This is a genomic window from Dokdonella fugitiva (genome assembly GCF_004342425.1).
Classification (GTDB): Bacteria; Pseudomonadota; Gammaproteobacteria; order Xanthomonadales; family Rhodanobacteraceae; genus Dokdonella_A; species Dokdonella_A fugitiva.
On record NZ_SLWQ01000001.1, the window covers coordinates 146303 to 163775 of the forward strand.

Annotated in this window: 17 protein-coding genes; 1 reads left to right on the forward strand and 16 read right to left on the reverse strand. The window is 69.4% G+C overall.

All coding sequences use genetic code 11. The features are described from left to right. Positions 1 to 3: 3 nt before the first annotated feature. From EV148_RS00585 to xerD, 15 genes are all read right to left on the reverse strand, one after another. Entirely contained in the window at positions 4 to 726 is a 723-nt protein-coding gene (locus tag EV148_RS00585; RefSeq protein WP_131991900.1) for a hypothetical protein, read from the reverse strand. After that, a complete protein-coding gene (gene gspM / locus EV148_RS00590; protein ID WP_158287246.1) occupies positions 723 to 1334 on the reverse strand; it encodes a type II secretion system protein GspM in 612 nt (203 codons plus the stop codon). Before gspM ends, EV148_RS00585 begins: the two co-directional genes overlap by 4 nt. Next, entirely contained in the window at positions 1331 to 2695 is a 1365-nt protein-coding gene (locus EV148_RS00595; protein ID WP_158287247.1) for a PilN domain-containing protein, read from the reverse strand. Before EV148_RS00595 ends, gspM begins: the two co-directional genes overlap by 4 nt. A 4-nt stretch (positions 2696 to 2699) precedes the next feature. Next, positions 2700 to 3632, reverse strand: a complete 933-nt coding sequence (locus tag EV148_RS00600) for a type II secretion system minor pseudopilin (RefSeq protein ID WP_131991909.1) — start codon at positions 3630 to 3632, stop codon at positions 2700 to 2702. Further along, on the reverse strand, positions 3629 to 4321 hold the full coding sequence (locus EV148_RS00605) for a prepilin-type N-terminal cleavage/methylation domain-containing protein (RefSeq protein WP_131991912.1): 693 nt from the start codon (positions 4319 to 4321) through the stop codon (positions 3629 to 3631). Before EV148_RS00605 ends, EV148_RS00600 begins: the two co-directional genes overlap by 4 nt. After that, positions 4318 to 4860 (reverse strand): type IV pilus modification PilV family protein, encoded by a 543-nt coding sequence (locus tag EV148_RS00610; RefSeq protein ID WP_131991915.1) that lies wholly within the window; start codon positions 4858 to 4860, stop codon positions 4318 to 4320. Before EV148_RS00610 ends, EV148_RS00605 begins: the two co-directional genes overlap by 4 nt. Positions 4861 to 4955: 95 nt before the next feature. Beyond that, positions 4956 to 5417, reverse strand: coding sequence for a GspH/FimT family pseudopilin (locus EV148_RS00615; protein ID WP_310734923.1), 462 nt, complete (start codon positions 5415 to 5417; stop codon positions 4956 to 4958). A gap of 86 nt (positions 5418 to 5503) precedes the next feature. Beyond that, positions 5504 to 5932 (reverse strand): type II secretion system major pseudopilin GspG, encoded by a 429-nt coding sequence (gspG, locus tag EV148_RS00620; protein WP_241987935.1) that lies wholly within the window; start codon positions 5930 to 5932, stop codon positions 5504 to 5506. A gap of 37 nt (positions 5933 to 5969) precedes the next feature. After that, positions 5970 to 7187 (reverse strand): type II secretion system inner membrane protein GspF, encoded by a 1218-nt coding sequence (gene gspF, locus EV148_RS00625; RefSeq protein WP_131991921.1) that lies wholly within the window; start codon positions 7185 to 7187, stop codon positions 5970 to 5972. A 115-nt stretch (positions 7188 to 7302) separates the two neighbouring features. Beyond that, entirely contained in the window at positions 7303 to 9045 is a 1743-nt protein-coding gene (gspE, locus tag EV148_RS00630) for a type II secretion system ATPase GspE (RefSeq protein ID WP_131991924.1), read from the reverse strand. Between the two features lie 76 nt (positions 9046 to 9121). Further along, positions 9122 to 9808, reverse strand: coding sequence for an exosortase H-associated membrane protein (locus EV148_RS00635; RefSeq protein WP_131991927.1), 687 nt, complete (start codon positions 9806 to 9808; stop codon positions 9122 to 9124). Positions 9809 to 9811: 3 nt separating this feature from the next. After that, entirely contained in the window at positions 9812 to 13669 is a 3858-nt protein-coding gene (gene purL / locus EV148_RS00640) for a phosphoribosylformylglycinamidine synthase (protein ID WP_131991930.1), read from the reverse strand. A 122-nt stretch (positions 13670 to 13791) separates the two neighbouring features. After that, positions 13792 to 14541: a DsbC family protein gene (locus EV148_RS00645; RefSeq protein WP_131991933.1), complete on the reverse strand. Its 750-nt coding sequence runs from the start codon at positions 14539 to 14541 to the stop codon at positions 13792 to 13794. A 10-nt stretch (positions 14542 to 14551) separates the two neighbouring features. Continuing rightward, positions 14552 to 15295 (reverse strand): DsbC family protein, encoded by a 744-nt coding sequence (locus EV148_RS00650; RefSeq protein ID WP_158287248.1) that lies wholly within the window; start codon positions 15293 to 15295, stop codon positions 14552 to 14554. A 177-nt stretch (positions 15296 to 15472) separates the two neighbouring features. Next, complete coding sequence (gene xerD, locus EV148_RS00655; protein ID WP_131991939.1) at positions 15473 to 16477, reverse strand: site-specific tyrosine recombinase XerD; 1005 nt, start codon at positions 16475 to 16477, stop codon at positions 15473 to 15475. A gap of 79 nt (positions 16478 to 16556) precedes the next feature. Between xerD and EV148_RS00660 the strand changes: the two genes are divergently transcribed. Then, positions 16557 to 16991, forward strand: a complete 435-nt coding sequence (locus EV148_RS00660) for an RDD family protein (protein WP_158287249.1) — start codon at positions 16557 to 16559, stop codon at positions 16989 to 16991. A 5-nt stretch (positions 16992 to 16996) separates the two neighbouring features. Here the strand turns inward: EV148_RS00660 and EV148_RS00665 are convergent, their stop codons facing one another. Further along, positions 16997 to 17461, reverse strand: coding sequence for a chemotaxis protein CheW (locus EV148_RS00665; RefSeq protein ID WP_131991945.1), 465 nt, complete (start codon positions 17459 to 17461; stop codon positions 16997 to 16999). Positions 17462 to 17473 lie beyond the last annotated feature (12 nt).

The following is a 17473-nucleotide window of genomic DNA, read 5'->3' on the forward strand; positions in this document are numbered from 1 at the left end:
CCATCACTTTTTCTGTTGCGCGGGTCTGCCGCCGTTGCGCAGGCGTTCCGCATCTTCGCGCATCTGCTTGCGCCGTTCCTCGATGCGCCGCGCCAGGTCCTGGCTCGCATCGCCCCCTTTCGCCCCCGCATTGCCGCCGCGCGGCGGCGGCGGCTTGTTGCCGGGCCGATTCGCCGGCTTCGCCGCGCGCGCCCCGGCGCCTTGGGTCGGCGCCAGCGCGGTTTCGAGCTCGACTTCGGTCGTCTCGTTCGCGGAATTCCTGAACACGGCACTCCGCGGCTTGACCTCGACCAGCGTCCAGCTGGCCTGTTCGCCCTCGAGCGGCATTCCGACCTTCAGGGCGACCGCTTGGTTCCGCGCCTTGTCCTGGAACATCGCCACGCGCACGTGGTTCGCTTCGTCGAGGATGACGCCGGTCAACGCGATGTTGAGCGGGCTCGCCGGCTCGATCGATTCCTCGCCGGCCTTCGGATCGACCGGCGTGGGCTTGCGGTCCTCGTTGAACAACGGATGCTCCTCGACCGCGGCGAACGCCGACGCGGGCGGCATCTGCACCGCGCGCTTGTCGATGTTCGCGAGCGGCGCATGGTCGTCGCTGGGCTCCGCATCCGGCGCCCAGGTGTAGCCGCGGCCGAGCCCGGCGTATTGCAGGATCGCGACCAGCGCGAGCAAGGCACAGGTGCCGGCGAGCACGTTCGTGGTCAATCGGGCGGCGCGGACGTTCATTTGGCCGCCTTGCCCGGCTGGCGCAGGTAACCGTTGACATTGAAGCGCACGTCGAGCGGAACCGGCGCGACCTTCGCGCCCGGCGGCGTGTAGGTCTGCTGCTTGTAGATCATGACCTGGTCGATGAACAGGTACGGCTTGCCATTCTCGAGGTCGTACAGGATCGCGGCGAGCGGCTCGAGGTCACACTTCAGGCGCGCCTGCACCGTCACGCGCTTGTAGAGTTCCTCCTCGCCGCCGTTGTAGCTCTGCGTGCTCACGTTCTGGCAGCGGCTCTCGTCCTTGGCGTGCTCGCTCATCGCCGCCTTGAGGCGCTGGATCAGCGCGGCCGACGCGGCATTGACGTCGGTTTCCGAGAGGAACGCCTGGTTGCCCTGTTCGTACGCCCGCACTTCGGCGAGCCGCTTCTCGATCTCCGGCTTTTCGGCGATCGTCTGGCGGAAGCGCAGCTGCTGATCGCGCAGGTCCTGCATGTCGCTCGATACCTGCAGGTGCGGCGCGACGAACCACCAGTGGATGCCGGCCAGGTAGACCAGCATCAGCACGATGAGGAGCAGGACGACGGCCAGGAAGCGTCCATCCTTCGGCTGGAATCGACTCGGCGTCACTTCTTCTTCTCCGCGCCGGCGGCTGCTGCATGCTTGTCCGCGCGTGCGCCGGCTGCAGGGGCGCCCTTGCGCGGGGCGGCGGATGCGTCGCCCTTCTTCGGCTCCGCGGGAGAGTCCGCGGGCGCGTCCTTGCCCGGCGACTTCGCCGCAGCGGCGGCAGCCTGCTTGTCGCCGGCGGCGGCGTCGAGCATCTTGCGGGCCGCGCCCTCGGGCTTGGGCGGCGCTTTCGCTTCGTTCTGCGGACTGCATTCCTTGAGGTCCGCATTGATCTGGAAGCGCTCCTTGCCGGTGCGCGCATCCGGCTGCACCTGACCCTGGAAGCCGGGGTTGCCGAGGCACGGCGATGCGCCGAGCAAGGCGATCAACTTGGCCGCCTCGTTCGCCTGGCCCTGCAGCTGCACCTGCTTGTTCTCGATCTGCAGGCGTTCGAGATACGTGTCTTCCGGCAGGCGCCGCGTGAGGTCGTCGAGCAGCGCGACGGTGAGCGGGCCCTTGCGCTTCTTGTCGGTGAGGAAGTTCGCACCGCTGATCGAATCGGCCAGCGTCTTGCGCAGCGCGGCGACCTGCTTGGCCTCGTTGCCGGCCTTCTCCACTTCCGCCTGCATCGCTTCAAGCGCGGCGGTGCGATTGGCGAGCGACTCGTCCATGTTGACGACGAGCAGCACGACCGCGAGGGCGGCGAGGCCGAGGTTGAGCGGCAGGCGCATGTCACGCCGGCGCGTGCGCTTCTCCGGCGGCAGCAGGTTCGTCTGGCGACGCGACGCGCCCGGCGCCGCGCTCCAGCTGTCGACCGCGTCGAGTTCCGCCGCCGCGGGCGGCAGCGCGCCGAGCTCCTGGTCGAGCTGCGCACGCGGGATCAGCACGAGCTCGACCTGCGCGTTGCGGCCGCTCGCGTCGTGGCCGAGCACGCGACTGTCGAAATAGACCTGGTCGGCCTTGAACGGCGTCTGCCGGTCCATCTCGAACGACAGCACCTGGCGCAGGTTGTCGGTCGCCGCGGCAGGCAGGCTCAGCACGCGCGCGAGCACGCGCGAAGCCGGGATGCAGAACACCGTGCGCACTTGCGGGTCCTCGATCGCGGCACGCAGGCGGCGGAACTCCGCGTCCTGCGCTTCGACCGGCTGGTCGCGGCGGATGCGCGCATACTCGGTCGATGCGCCGGCCTTCTCGCGCCACACGACGAGTTCGTCGCCATCGAGGCCGAGCAGCAGCGACTCGGACCGCTCGGACAGCATGGCGCGCCAGCGCGCCGGCAGGCACGCGAGCAGTTCGCGCCCCCACCAGGCGAAAAAGCCCGGCAGCGGCGTCTTGGCAAGGCGTGTCCGCAGACGCGCCAGTTGTCTGTCGAGGGTCGGGTTCACGGTTTCAGGAAGTTTCCCCATCACGCCAGCGCAGAATCACGTAAGGCCGGCCGGCCGGATTGATTCCGCCCATGCGGATGGTCGCATCCAGGGTCGTGCTTGCGCCATTGGGCAGCTTCGCACGGGATTTGACACTATACGTGAGGCCCCCGCCGCCCGCTACGCCGGACAGGGTCACGTCGCAGATCGTCTGCGGCGCGGCCGCGTCGCCGGGCTGCATGGCCCGTTGCGCATCGACGATCTGCTGGGCGCACTCCGGGGTCATGCCTTCCTGGGCGAGGATCGCGTCGTAGTTGGCGAAGCCGACGTCGGGTGCCGAGCGGCCCGAATAGATCGTCAGCGCCGGCTCCAGGCGGGTGTACAGGTCGTAATTCATGCCGAGCACCTGCTGCAGCTCGGAGATCGTGTCGAACGGCGCATTGCGCGGGCCGTAGGACAGGCCGGCCGCCTTGTACTGGGCGATCTCCGCGCCGTTCAGGCGCGACTCGTCGTCCGGGTCGACCCAGTCCGCGACCGCGTCGGCGAGGGCCTGCGCCTGATCGAGCGGGACGCCATGCGAGGTGAACAGGCGCACCAGCATCTGCGGATCGCCGCCCGCGACCGAGTTGAGGTCGAGCTTGCCCGAATCGTCGTTGATGCGGACTTCGATCTCGGCGTCGCCGTAGCCGAACACGTACGGCCGGCCGTCGCCGACCCAGCGTTGCAGTGGGTCGTTCTTGCGCAGCTCGTACACGGCCAGGTTGAGTCCGGCTTCGGCGGCGTAGCGCGCCTGCGTCGTGTCGAACAGGTGGCGCGCCTGCAGGTTCTCGGTGCGCGCGACCAGCGCGAAGCTGCCGAGCAGGATCGACAACATCGCGACGACCCACAGCACGAGCAGGAACGCCACGCCGCGCTGCGCGCCAGGCGTGTGCCGGCCGGGGATGCGGCGCCGGCTCATCGCGCCTTCACCGGCTTGAGCGCGCTGCGCGCGCCGAAGGTCTGGAACGGCTGCTGCCGCCGCGCGGAGCCGGCGTCGAGCATCAGCGGGATGTCCATCGGCGGGAACTCGACGCGCGCCTCCGGGCTCATGCGCGCGACGATGCGGATCATCACCGGCGTCATGCTCGGATCGTCCCAGTCGTCGGACCAGTCCGTGAGTTCGCCGTTCTCGTCGAGCGTGCGGAACTCGAAGTGCCCTTCTTCGATCTGGTCGAGCAGCAGCGAGGGTTCGTTGTCCGACTTCGCCTCGGGATCGAAGCCGTTGAGCATTTCGTCGTTGAACAGGAGCTGCCGCCCGCCGCGCCCGCCCTTGAACGCGAGGGTCTGCACGTACGGGCCGCCCTTCGAGAGATAGCCCGGCATCGGCGCGACGAAACGGATGAAATCGCGCCGCCCCTCGAAGATCAGGTTGGTGTTCGTGCTCTCGTCGCGCCCGAACGGCAGCGGCATGATGCGGCTGATCTGATGGCGCATGAACTCCTGCGCGACGCGCAGTCGATTGGTGCGGTCGATCGCGCTCTCGCCCGAATGCATCGCGTGCACGGCGGTGCGGATCGCGCCATAGCTGCCCGCGAGCAGCAACGCGAGCAGGAGGATCGCGAGCATCACCTCGAGCAGGGTGAAGCCGGCGGCGGACCCGCGCTTCATCGTTTCCCACCGGTACGCATCGACAAGCCGCCGGACGCGCCTTGCGGGCGATTCGGATCGGGATTGACCGCGCGCAGCGTGCCGAAGTGCGCGGTGCGCGGCTGCCCGCCGGCACGACCGCCCCACGACACGACGAGATCGACCTGGTAGATGTCGAACGGCGACATGTCGATTGCGCCGCTGTTGCCGGCCTGGGTCGCCGATACCGTCGCGGGAGGCTGTCCGCGCCCCTGCGCTTGCGGGCCGGCCATCGCCACCGGCTGCTGCGGCGGCGGCTCGACCGCGCTCGGATCGACCTGCCTGATGTCGAGGTCCCAGCTGTACACGTCGTCGAAGCGGCCGCTCGTGTGGCCTTCCTCGACCGGCTCGCCGACGCCGACGACGTCGAGCTTGGACTGCGCCCACAACGCCGCCATCGTGTAGTCGGACGACATGCGCGTGTTGCGGATCGAGGCGGTGAGCACGGACATCAGCACGCCGATCGCGATGGCGAACACGAGGAACGCCGCGATCATCTCGATCAGGCTGAAGCCGCGCATGCGGATGCGGGCGGCAGGTTGTCGGCGTGCGCAGGTCATCGTTCAGATGGACAGCGAGGTCGCGCCCGAGTTCGCGTGCGTGGTCGGCATGGGCGCTATTCGGGCTTCTCGTCGAGGGCGATCTCGCCGGTCAGCCAGGCGACGTTGATGCGCCACTCGCGTTGGCCGAGCAGCACGGAGATGTGCCCGCCGGTGGAACTGCCGTCGGGGAAGAAACGGATGCCGCCGCGGTGATCGCCGACGACTTCGGTGTCGGCCGTGGTCAGCCGCAACGTCATGTCCGGCGGCAGCTTCTTCGCGCCCTTGCCCGGCGCCGTGTAGGAATTTTCACCGAGGTCGAGCACGAGCGCCTGCGCCTGCCCCTTCACGATCGCCTGGCCGCGCGTATAGCGCAGCGCGGCGACGAGGTCGCGGCTCGCCGCGCGCACCTTCGCCGCCTGCAGGCTCTTGGAAAAGCCCACCGAAACGATCGTCAGCGCGATCGCGAGCAGCAGGATCACGGCCATCAGCTCGATGAGCGTGAAGCCGCCGGAGCGTGGGCGCCGGGAATGGGGAATGGGGAATGGGGAATGGGGAACGACCGCGCGCAGCGAAGCGTCGCGTCCGGACCATTCCCTATTCCCGATTCCCGATTCCCTGCGTTTCATTGCCAGTTGCCGTAATCCGCATTGGCGCCATCGCCGCCGGCCTGGCCGTCCTTGCCGAGGAACACGATGTCGTAGTCGCCGTGTTCGCCCGGCGACTTGTACTGGTAGGCGTGGCCGAACGGATCCTTGAGGTCCGACGCTTTCGCGTACGGCCCCTGCCAGTTCTGCGCATTGCCCGGCTTGGTCACGAGGTCCTCGAGGCGCGCGGGCGCCGAACCGTTGTCGAGCGCGTACGAGTCGACCGAGCCGGAAAGCTTGCCCACCGCGGCCTTGCCCGCGCCCCATTTGCCCTTGTCGACGTTCTTGCCGACCTGGTTGACGACGATGCCGGCGACGATGCCGATCAGCACGATGACCGCGAGCATCTCGATCAGGCTGAAGCCGCGCGAACGCGAAAGGGTCTTGCGGTGCGAATGCATGTTCATGGTCGGTATGGCCCTCTGTGGATCGGTGGATGGCGCGTCAGCGCACGGCGCCGGCGATGTTCATGATCGGCATGACGATGGCGAGCATGATCATCGCGACGATGACGGTCATGACGATCGTCGTCGCGGGCACGAGCGCCGCGAGCAGGCGGTCGAGCGTGTTCTTCACTTCGACGTCGAACGTATCGGCGACCTTCATCAGCATCGTGTCGAGCTCGCCCGACTCCTCGCCGACGCTGATCATCTGCAATGCGAGCTTGGGGAAGCGCTTGGATTGCGCGAGCGCATAGCCGAGCCCGCCGCCGGTCTTGACGTCCTCGGCGGCCGCGCCGACCGACTCGGCCAGCGCGGTGTTGGTCATCACGTTGCGCGCGACGGTCAGCGCCGCGAGCAGCGGCACGCCGTTCTTCAGCAGCGTGCCCAGCGTGCGCGCCACGCGCGCGGTCTCCACCTTGCGCACGATGTCGCCGACCACGCGCATGCCGAGCAGGCGCTCGTCGATCTTCAGGCGCGACGGCGGATCGGCCATCTGCCGCCGCAGCCAGCCGATCGCCAGCACGATCGCGACGAGGATCAGCCACCAGAAGCTCTGCAGCGCGGAGCCGACGCCGAGCACGACGCGCGTGATCAGCGGCATCTCGATGTTCATGTCCTCGAACATCGGCGCGAACTGCGGCACGACGTAGACGAGCAGCACCATCAGCGACACGAGCACCATGCCGACGAGGAACGCCGGGTAGATCATCGCGTTGATCACGCTGCTCTTGAGGTTGGCGCTCCGTTCGAGGTAGTCGGCCAGGCGCGCGAGCGTGTCGTCGAGCGAACCGCCGGCCTCGCCCGCGCGGACCATGTTGACGTACAGGCGCGAGAAGCTGCCGTGCTCGGCCTCGAGCGCGTCCGACAGCGGCGTGCCGCCGCGCACCTGGTCGCGCACGCGCTCGAGCATGCGCTTGGCTTTTTCGCTCTCCGGCAGGTCGAGCAGGATCTGCAGCGCGCGGTCGAGCGGCTGGCCCGCGCCGAGCAGGGTCGCGAGCTGCTGGGTGAACTGCACGACCTGCGACTCGCGCAAGGTGGCGCGCTTGAACAGCGCCGCGAACAGGCTGGCCGAATCGCCGCTGTCGGCCTCGCGCACCTCGAGCGGGATGTTGCCGGCATCCTGCAGCTTGCCGATCACCTCGTCGCGCGTGGCGAGCTCGAACTGCCCTTCGAGCGTTTCGCCGGAGGGCGTGACGGCCTTGTAGTAGAAGAGGGTCATGGCGCCGCGATCGGTGAATGGAAATGGGTGCTTCGGTGAAGCGGGAAACGAGCCGACGGATCCACGAGTGCCACGCGCACGAATCCCGAATCCCGAATCACGAGCCTCGGTCTCATCAGCCTTCCGACGAGGTCACGCGCAGGACTTCCTCGATCGTCGTCTGGCCCTGCAGCGACTTGACCAGGCCATCCTCGAACATCGTGCGCATGCCTTCCCGGCGCGCCTGCTCCTCGATCTCGCCCATGCCGGCGTGTTGCATGATGAGACGGCGCAGGGCGTCCGACATCACGAGGAATTCCATGATCGTCGTACGCCCGAAATAGCCGGTCGGGTTGGTCGGGCTCGAGCCCGGCTTGTAGAGCCTGATCGGGCGTTCGTCGGTGAAGGTGTCGAGCTTGTATTCACGCACGACCTCGGGCATCGCCTCGAACGGTGTCGCAACGGACTTGTCGAGCCGGCGCACGAGGCGCTGCGCGAGGATGCCGTTGACGGTCGACGTGAGCAGGTAGTCCTCCACGCCCATGTCCAGCATGCGCGTGATGCCACCCGCGGCATTGTTGGTGTGCAAGGTCGACAGCACGAGGTGGCCGGTCAGCGCGGACTGGATCGCGATCTTCGCGGTTTCCAGGTCGCGCATTTCGCCGATCATGATGATGTCCGGGTCCTGGCGCACGATCGAACGCAGCGCGTGCGAGAAGTCGAGCCCGATCTGCGGCTTGGCCTGGATCTGGTTGATGCCTTCGATCTGGTACTCGACCGGGTCCTCGACCGTGATGATCTTGACGTCGGCGGTATTGAGCTGGCTCAGCGCCGTGTACAGCGTGGTCGTCTTGCCCGAGCCGGTAGGGCCGGTGACGAGCATGATGCCATGCGGCAGTTCCAGCACGTTGAGGAACTTCTGCAGGAACTGGTCGGTGAAGCCGAGCGTCTTGAAATCGAACACGACGGCTTCGCGATCGAGGATACGCATGACGACCGATTCTCCGTGCGCGGTCGGCACGGTCGACACGCGCAGGTCGAGCTCCTTGCCCTGCACGCGGATCATGATGCGGCCGTCCTGCGGCAGGCGGCGCTCGGCGATGTTGAGCTTGGCCATGATCTTGATGCGCGAGATCACGGCCGCGGTCGACGCCGCGGGCGGCGATTCCACCTCGTGCAGCACGCCGTCGATGCGATAGCGCACCTTGAGGCGGTTCTCGAACGGCTCGACGTGGATGTCCGACGCGCGCTGCTCGACCGCGCGCTGGATGATCAGGTTGACGAGGCGGATGACCGGCGCTTCCGATGCGAGGTCGCGCAGGTGCTCGATGTCGTCCTCGCTGCGGTTGTTCTCGTCGGTGAGGTTCTCGACGATCGTCCCCATCGCTGAACGGCCGGAGCCGTAGTAGCGCTCGATGAGGTCGTCGATTTCGCTGCGCAGGCCGATGTTCAATTTGACTTCGCGACCGGTTGCGAGCTCGAGCGCCTGCACCGGGAACGCGTCGGCCGGATCGGCGACGAGCAGGGTCACGTCGGTGTCGCTCTCCGCGATCGGGCAGACGTGGTGGTGCTTGAGGAAGCGCACCGAGGCCTGCACGTTCGCCGGCGGCGACTCCGGGAATTCCTTCGACGACAGCAGCGGCAGCTTGAGCAGCTCCGACACCGCATCGGCCATCTCGCGCTCCGACACGAGGCCGAGCCGGGTGAGCAACGACACGAGGCTGCCGGCCGCCGGATCTTCCTCGTGCAGGCGGCGGCCGCGCGCGAGATCGGTTTCCTTGAGGCGACCGCGTGCGACCAGGAACTGGCAGATACGCTCGTCGAGGCTGGCCTCGACCGCCGCGACGGCGGCATGTTCTACGGGTGCGACGGCAGCCATGGTTTCCTGAACACGAAAATCGGACGGGGCGGCATTGTTCCACATCCGGCGCCCTCGTCGGGACCTGCAGGGGACATCAGCCTGGAGCGGCGGGCCCGCCGCCCTCGCGCGAGTTCAGACCTCGATCGCCGGGCCGGGGTTCCCGGCCGCGGCCGACCAGCGTCTCGATGAACGCGCGGTTCAAGCCGATCCAGAGGGCGACCGGCACGATCGCCGGCAGCACGAGCGTCGCGAACTGGTAGGCGAGCGCGATCGCATTGGCGTCGAGTCCTGCCTGAGCGACTGCCGCGGCGCCGCTTGCGCCCGCGTCGAACGCGAGCGTCTTGAGTGCCTCGGCGACGATGCCGAACGCCTGGCCGAGCCAGATCACCGCGAGCGCGAGCGCGAACTGCAGCATGCGGCGGCCCGTCGACAGTGGCGTGGCCATCGCGAGGCCACCGAACAACGGCAGCGACCAGGCGTAGACCATCGGGTTCAAGGTCGGCTCGAGCACGCCGGTCGCGCCCCGCACGTCGACCGTCACGCGCGTGCCGAGGCTGACGAGGTAACCCGCCCGCGCGACCACCCGGCCGCCCGCGTCGAGCAGCTCGCCACCGAGGCGCACGCTCTCGAACAAGGTTCCCCAATGGCCGAGCAGCACCTGCTTGGCGACGAGCATCGCCGGCCACACCCACAGCGGCGCCGCCCAGAACCAGACGACGAACGCGAGCGGCAGCCACAGCACCGCCTTCAGGCCGAACTCGCGGATCGGCGAGAGCGCCACGCTTCAGCCTGCCCAGGCCCGCGCATTGCGGAACATGCGCATCCACGGCGAATCCTCGCCCCACTCGCGCGGCCGCCACGACAGCTGCACGCTGCGCACGACGCGTTCCGGATGCGGCATGAGGATCGTCACGCGGCCATCCGCGGCCGTGAACCCCGTGGCACCACCGGGTGAACCATTGGAGTTCAGCGGAAAGCGCTCGGTCGGCCGGCCGTGGTTGTCGACGAAGCGCACGGCCACGATTGCACGGCCGGCGTCGGCGGGATCGTCGTAGCGCGTGTGGCCTTCACCGTGGGCGACGGCGACCGGGATGCGCGACCCGGCCATGCCGGCGAAGAAGATCGAGGGCGAATCGAGCACCTCGAGCGTGACGAGGCGCGCCTCGTACTGCGCGCTCGCGTTGCGCACGAAACGCGGCCAGTGCGTCGCGCCGGGAATGATCGCCTTGAGGTTGGCGAGCATCTGGCAGCCGTTGCAGACGCCGAGCGCGAACTTCGCCGGGTCGGCGAAGAACGCCGCGAACGCGTCGCGCAGGCGCGCGTTGTAGAGGATCGACGCCGCCCAGCCGCGACCGGCGCCGAGCACGTCGCCGTAGCTGAAGCCGCCGCAGGCGGCGAAGCCGCTGAAACCGGCGAGCGTGTGCCGTCCGCTGGCGAGGTCGCTCATGTGCACGTCGACGGCATCGAACCCGGCATGGGTGAACGCAGACGCCATCTCCACCTGGCCGTTGACGCCCTGCTCGCGCAGGATCGCCACGCGCGGACGCGCGCCGCGCGCGATGTACGGCGCCGCGATGTCCTCGGCCGGATCGAAGCTCAGCACCGGCGTGATGCCGGGGTCGGCTTCGTCGATGCGCCATTCCAGTTCCGCGTCGGCGCTGGCCGGGTTGTCGCGCAGGCGCTGCATCGCATGGCTCGTCTCCGACCACGCCTGCATGAGTTCGCGCCATTCGAACCGGGCGAGCGTTTCGCCGTCGAGTTCGAGCCGCACGCGCGGCTTGGCCGTCGGCGTGGCCACGCGATGGGCGAGCGCATCGATGCCGTGCGCGGCGAGGGTTGCGCCGAACGCGTCGCGGTCGGCGCTGCGCACCTGCACGAGTGCGCCGAGTTCCTCGCTGAAGAGCGCGGCCATCACGCTGTCGCCCCAGCCGTCGAGCCGCACGTCGAGGCCGCAGTGGCCGGCGAAGGCCATCTCGAGCAGCGCGACGATCGCGCCGCCGTCGCTGCGGTCGTGGTAGGCGAGCAGCAGGCCATCATGGCTGGCCTGCCGGATCGCCGCGAAGAACGCCTTGAAGCGTTGCGCGTCGTCGAGGTCGGGCGGTGCGCCGCCGCCGCGGTTGAACGCCTGCAGCAGGCTGCTGCCGCCGAGTCGGTTGAGCCCGGCGCCGAGGTCGATCAGCCAGATTTCGGTATCGCCCGCGTCGAGGCGCAGTTGCGGCGTGAGCGCCTGGCGCACGTCGCGCGTGCGCGCGAACGCGCTCACGATCAGCGACACCGGCGATACGGTGCGCTGTTCGACGGCGCCCTCCTGCCAACGCGTCTGCATCGACAGCGAGTCCTTGCCGACCGGGATCGACACGCCGAGCGCGGGGCACAATTCCTCGCCGACCGCGTGCACCGCGTCGTACAACGCAGCATCTTCGCCATCGTGGCCGACCGCCGCCATCCAGTTCGCCGACAGGCGCACTTCGTCGAGCTTCACGTCGGCCGCGGCGAGATTCGTCAATGCTTCGCCGACCGCCATGCGGGCGCTCGCGGCCGCGTCGAGCAGCGCGAGCGGCGTACGTTCGCCCATCGCCATCGCTTCGCCGGCATAGCCGTCGAAGTCGGCCAGCGTGACCGCGCAGTCGGCGACGGGCACCTGCCACGGCCCGACCATCGGGTCGCGCGAGCAGAGGCCGCCGACCGTGCGGTCGCCGATGGTGACGAGGAACGACTTGCTGCCGACCGCGGGCAGGCGCAGCACGCGGCCGATCGCGTCGGCGAGCGCGATGCCCTCGACGTCGGGCACGATGTCGACGCGCGGCGGCTTGCGGCGGGCGTCGCGCTGCATGCGCGGCGGCTTGCCGAACAGCACGTCGAGCGGCAGGTCGATCGCCTCGCCGCCGAGCAGGCGGTCGCTCACGCGCAGGCGGCGCTCGGCGGTCGCATGGCCGACCACCGCGAACGGGCAGCGCTCGCGCACGCAGATCGCCTCGAACGCGGCGAGGTCGGCCGGCCGCACGCCGAGCACGTAGCGCTCCTGCGATTCGTTGCACCAGATCTGCATCGGCGACAGCTGCGGGTCGTCGCTCGGGATGTCGCGCAACTCGATGCGGCCACCGACGCCGGAGTCGTTGAGGATCTCGGGAATCGCATTCGACAGGCCGCCGGCACCGACGTCGTGGATCGACACGATCGGGTTGGCGTCGCCGCGTGCCCAGCAGGCGTCGATGACTTCCTGGCAGCGCCGCTGCATCTCGGGGTTGTCGCGCTGCACGGAGGCGAAGTCGAGCTGCTCGGAACTCGAACCCGCGGCGACCGACGAGGCGGCGCCGCCGCCGAGGCCGATCAGCATCGCCGGTCCGCCGAGCACGATCACCGCGTCGCCATCCTGCAGGCTGCCCTTGTCGACATGCGGAGCGCGCAGGTTGGCGAGGCCGCCGGCGATCATGATCGGCTTGTCGTAGCCGCGCCGCAGGCCCGGCGCGCCGGCGTCCTGCTCGAACGCACGGAAGTAGCCGCCGAGGCAGGGCCGGCCGAATTCGTTGTTGAACGCGGCGCCGCCGAGTGGGCCGTCGCGCATGATCTCGAACGCGCTCGCGAAACGCGGCGGCAGCGGCCGCTCGCGTTCCCATGGCCGTGGCAGGCCCGGGATGCGCAGGTCCGAGACGCTGAACCCGACGAGGCCCGCCTTCGGCTTGCCGCCGCGCCCGGTCGCGCCCTCGTCGCGGATCTCGCCGCCAGAACCGGTCGATGCGCCCGGGTACGGCGAAATCGCGGTCGGATGATTGTGCGTCTCGACCTTGATCGCGTACGGCACGTCCTCCGCATGCGCGCGGAACACGCCGTCCGCCGGGTCGGCGAAGAAGCGGCGCGCGGCAGTGCCTTCGATCACCGCCGCGTTGTCGTGGTACGCCGACAGCGTATGCGCGGGCGACTGCTGGTGGGTGTTGCGGATCATCGCGAACAGCGACTTCGCCTGCGCGAGTCCGTCCAGCGTGAAGGACGCATTGAACACCTTGTGCCGGCAGTGCTCGGAATTCGCCTGCGCGAACATCATGAGCTCGGCGTCGGACGGGTCGCGCCCGAGCTCGCGGTAGCGGTCGGCGAGGTAGGCGATCTCGTCGGCGGCGAGGGCGAGGCCGAGGCGGATATTGGCGGCTTCCAGCGCGGCGACGGCATCGCTGCCGAGTGCGACGCGCGCGAGCGGCTGCGCCGGGCCCGCGTCGAACGCGTGCGCGGCTTCGTCGAGCGAATCGACGACCGACTGCGTCATCGGATCGTGCAGGACGCGCGCGAGGCGCTGCCAGTCCTCGCTGCCGCGCGCGGGCGCCCCGTCGAGGTCGAAGGCCAGGCCGCGCTCGATGCGGTGCACGGGGAAACCGCAACCGAGCAGGATGTCGGTCGCCTTGCTCGACCACGGCGAACGCGTGCCGAGGCGCGGCACGACCCACAGCGACGCCGCGCGCGCGGGCTGCGTGCCGGCCTCGACGACCTCGCACAGGTGCGCGAGATCGAGCCCGGCGTCCGGTCCTGCGGCGACGAAATACACGTGCCACGTCGCGCGCACGCGCGTGCCGGGCAGTTGGCGGGCGAGATCGGCGTTGAGGCGATCGATGCGGAACGGGGAAAGCGCGGGCAGGCCGTCGAGGGCGATCATGGCGCGGGCGGCGATGGGGAGCCGCTTATTGTAGCCGATGCGGTCCGCGACCGAGGCGCACGGGGCCCTGAACGACGACGCCCGGCAGGTGCCGGGCGTCGCGGGACGCGCTTGGCGAGCGGTCAGTTACCGGCGAGCGCAGGCGGTGCGAGCGACTGCAGGCGCGCGAGCATCTCGTCCGGCGGCAGGTAGCCGCCGATGTGCGTGCCGTCGGGCGCGAAGACCGCCGGCGTCGCATTCACGCCGATCTGGGTACCGAGCGTGAACTGCTCGGCGACCGGGTTGTCGCACTTGAGCGGTGCAGGATTCGCGCCGCTCTTGGCCGCGGTGAACGCGCCCTTGCGGTCCTTCGCGCACCATACCGACACCGCCTTGTCGAAGGACGGCGTGTTGAGGCCGCTGCGCGGGAAGAACAGGTAGTCGAGCTCGATGCCGCGCTGGTTGTACTCGGCGACCTGCGAATGCAGCTTGCGGCAATAGCCGCAGTCGATGTCGGTGAACACCGTGACCTTGTACTTGGGCTTTCCGGACGGCGCGAACACGATGCGCTTGTCCGCCGGAACGGCGTCGACCTTGCGCTTGGTGTCGACCGCGAGGCGCGCGGCCGTGAGGTCGCGCTTGCTCCTGGTGTCGTACAGCGAGCCCTGCAACAGGTACTTGCCGTCGTCGCTGACGTAGACCATCTGGCCGCTGACGATGACCTGGCGGAAACCCGGCAACGGCGCCTGCTCGACTGCGTCGACCTTGGCCTGCGGCACGAGTTCGGTGAGCGCCTTGCGCGCGGCGGCGTCGGCGGGGGACTCCGCCGCGCGGGCGGCGAAGGACAACGGCAGCGCGGCGAGCAGCGCGGCGAAAAGGTGGCGTCGGATCATCGTGGCGTCCTCAATTCTTCGCGGCGCTGGCCTGCGCCAGGCGATCCAGTTCGGCGGCGAGGCGATCGGGCGACATCGCGATCTGTCCCGGGATCATCGTGCCGTCGGCCGCGAGCATCGTCGGCGTACCACCGATGCCGAGCGCCTGGGCGAGCTCGGTGAGCTCGGCCACCGGGTTCGGGCAGGTCGCCTTGCCGGGGTCCTGGCCCGCCATCGCCTTGGTGAAGGCGCTCGGGCGGTCCTTGGAGCACCACACCGCCTCGGCCTTCTTGTCCGCACCCGGATGGATCGACAGCGGGAAGAACAGGTAATCGACGGTGATGCCCTTCGCATTGTACTGGGCGATCTGCTCGTGGAAGCGGCGGCAGAACGGGCAGTCGACGTCGGTGAACACGGTGACGCGATGCTTGGACGCGATCGGCGCCTGCGGCGCGAATTCGATGCGCTTGTCGGGGCCGATCCGGTCGAGCGCGGCCTTGCGGACCTTGCCGCGCGACACCTGCGTGAGGTCGCGCTTGGCGGCGATGTCGAACGCGCTGCCGTTGAGGAGGTAGCGCCCGTCCTTGCTCACGTAGACGAATTCGCCGCCGGCGATCGCCTCGTAGAAGCCGGGCACCGCCGATTCCTGCGCCGCCTCGATCTTCACGTTGGGGGCGATCTGCCCGAGGGCCTGGCGCACCGTGTCCTCGGCGGGAGTCGCGGCGAACGCCTGGGTGGCCAGCAGCAGGCCGGATGCAATCAGCGGAAAACGCATGGATACCTCGCGCGAGAGTACGGATCGACTTGGGGGACCGGCTGCGGCGGAAGAAGCTTGCATCGTCCCCTCGACCGCGCGTGGCAGCCAAGGTTCCCAGGCCAATGCGGGATTCTCGCACGCGCCCCCGGCTGGCGGAAGTGAAACCGATCGCGCCGCCGCGTTCAGCTGCGCCATTCAGCCGCGTGGATGATGGCGCGCGTGCAGGCGCTTGAGGCCTTCCTTCGCGACCAGGGTGTAGATCTGCGTGGTCGAAAGCGAGCTGTGCCCGAGCATCAGCTGCAGTGCGCGCAGGTCCGCGCCATGGTTGAGCAGGTGCGTCGCGAACGAATGGCGCAGCACGTGCGGCGAGATGCGCGAGGGCGCGATCCCCGCCGCGAGGGCGTGCTTCCTGACCAGCGTCCAGAACATCTGCCGCGTCATCGCCGCGCGCCGGTTGCTGACGAAGAGCGCGTCACTGCGCGCGCCCTTGAGCAGCACCGGACGCGCTTCGGCGACGTAGCGCTGCAACCAGTGCGCCGCTTCGTCGCCGAGTGGCACCAGGCGCTCCTTGCCGCCCTTGCCGAGCACGCGCAGCACGCCCTGGCGCAGGTTGACCTGCGCCGCGGTGATGCCGACGAGTTCGCTCACGCGCAGGCCGGTCGCGTACATGAGCTCGATCATCGCGCGGTCGCGCAGGCCGAGTGCGTCGTCGCGCGGCGCACGCAGCAGGTTCTCCACGTCCGCTTCGGACAGGGCCTTGGGCAGGCTGCGCGGCAGCTTGGGCGCGTCGACGAGCAGGGTCGGATCGGCATCGAGCCGCCCCTCGCGCACGAGCAGGCGATGGAAATGGCGCAGTGCGGACAGCAGGCGTGCATTCGAGCGCGCCTTGTAGCCGCCGCCGGCGGCACCGCCCGAATGCGAACGTTCGCCGAGATAGCGCTGCACGTGTTCGCGGTCGGCATTCGCGAACCCGAGGCCGCGCCCGCCGAGCCAGCGCGACCAGCCCTCGAGGTCGCGCCGGTAGCTCGCGAGCGTGTTGGCGGCGAGGCCGAGTTCGGACCACGCGCGCTCGAGGAAGAAGTCGATCAGCGCAGCGTCGGCCGGCGCCACCGCGGCCGCGCGCGGCCGACCGCGCGGACGCGCCGGCGCCGCGGTCGCGGTCGCTGCGCGCGCGCGCGGTGGCTTCGAAGTGCGGGTCATGCGGCGGCGGCGTCCCGGGTTGCTTGCGCCGCCGAGCCTAAACCGCGACGCTAGCAGGCGTCACTCCATCCTTCCGACGATGTCCCAAGCGCCTCCCGCTTCCCTGTGGTTGCGCCTCGCCGCCGCCGCGTACGACCTGTTCCCGCTGATCGGGCTATGGATGCTCACGGTCGGCCTCGCGCTGCTCGCCGTGCACGGCGACGTCGACGTCGCGCATCCCTCCCCGCTCTACCGCAACCTGTTGCGCACGGCCCTGCTCGGCGTGACCGCCGCGTATTTCGTGCTGTCCTGGACGCGCGGCGGCCAGACCATCGGCATGCGCGCATGGCGGCTGCGCGTGGTGTCGGCCGACGGCATGCCGCTGCACTGGCCGCGCGCGCTGCTGCGCTTCGCGGTCGCGCTGGTCTCGCTGTCCGCCTGCGGGATCGGCTTCCTGTGGTGCCTGGTCGACCACGACCGGCGCGGCTGGCACGACCTCGCCAGCCGCAGCAGGCTCGTCCGGACCGGACGCTGAAGCGGTCAGGCCGCGAGCGCGCGCGCGACCATGCCTTCGATCGCGTCGAGGTCGGGAATGATCGCGCGGTCGTCGCGCACGAGCACTTCGGCACGCACGCCGGGCGCGTGCGGATGTTCGTCGCTGGTCGGGATCAGCAGTTCCTGCGTGATCGTGGTCAGGCGCGGGAAGCCCTGCGCGAGCAGGGCCAGGAACGGCATGCTCGCGTTGCCGCCGAGCGCCTTCAGCACGGCGACGCGCGCATTGGTGCGGCTCTCGTCGGCGAGTTGCCCGGTGAGCATCGGGAACGAGAACAGCGGCAGGCGCCAGCCACGCCACGGCAGGCGACCGAGCAGCCACGCCGGTGCGTTCGGAATCGATTCCGGCCGCGTGTAGCTGATCACTTCGGCGACGGTCGCATTCGGCAGCAGCACGCGGCCTTCGGTGATCGGCACCATGACGCCACGGATTTCACGCGGTAGTTCGGCCATCTCTCATCCCCT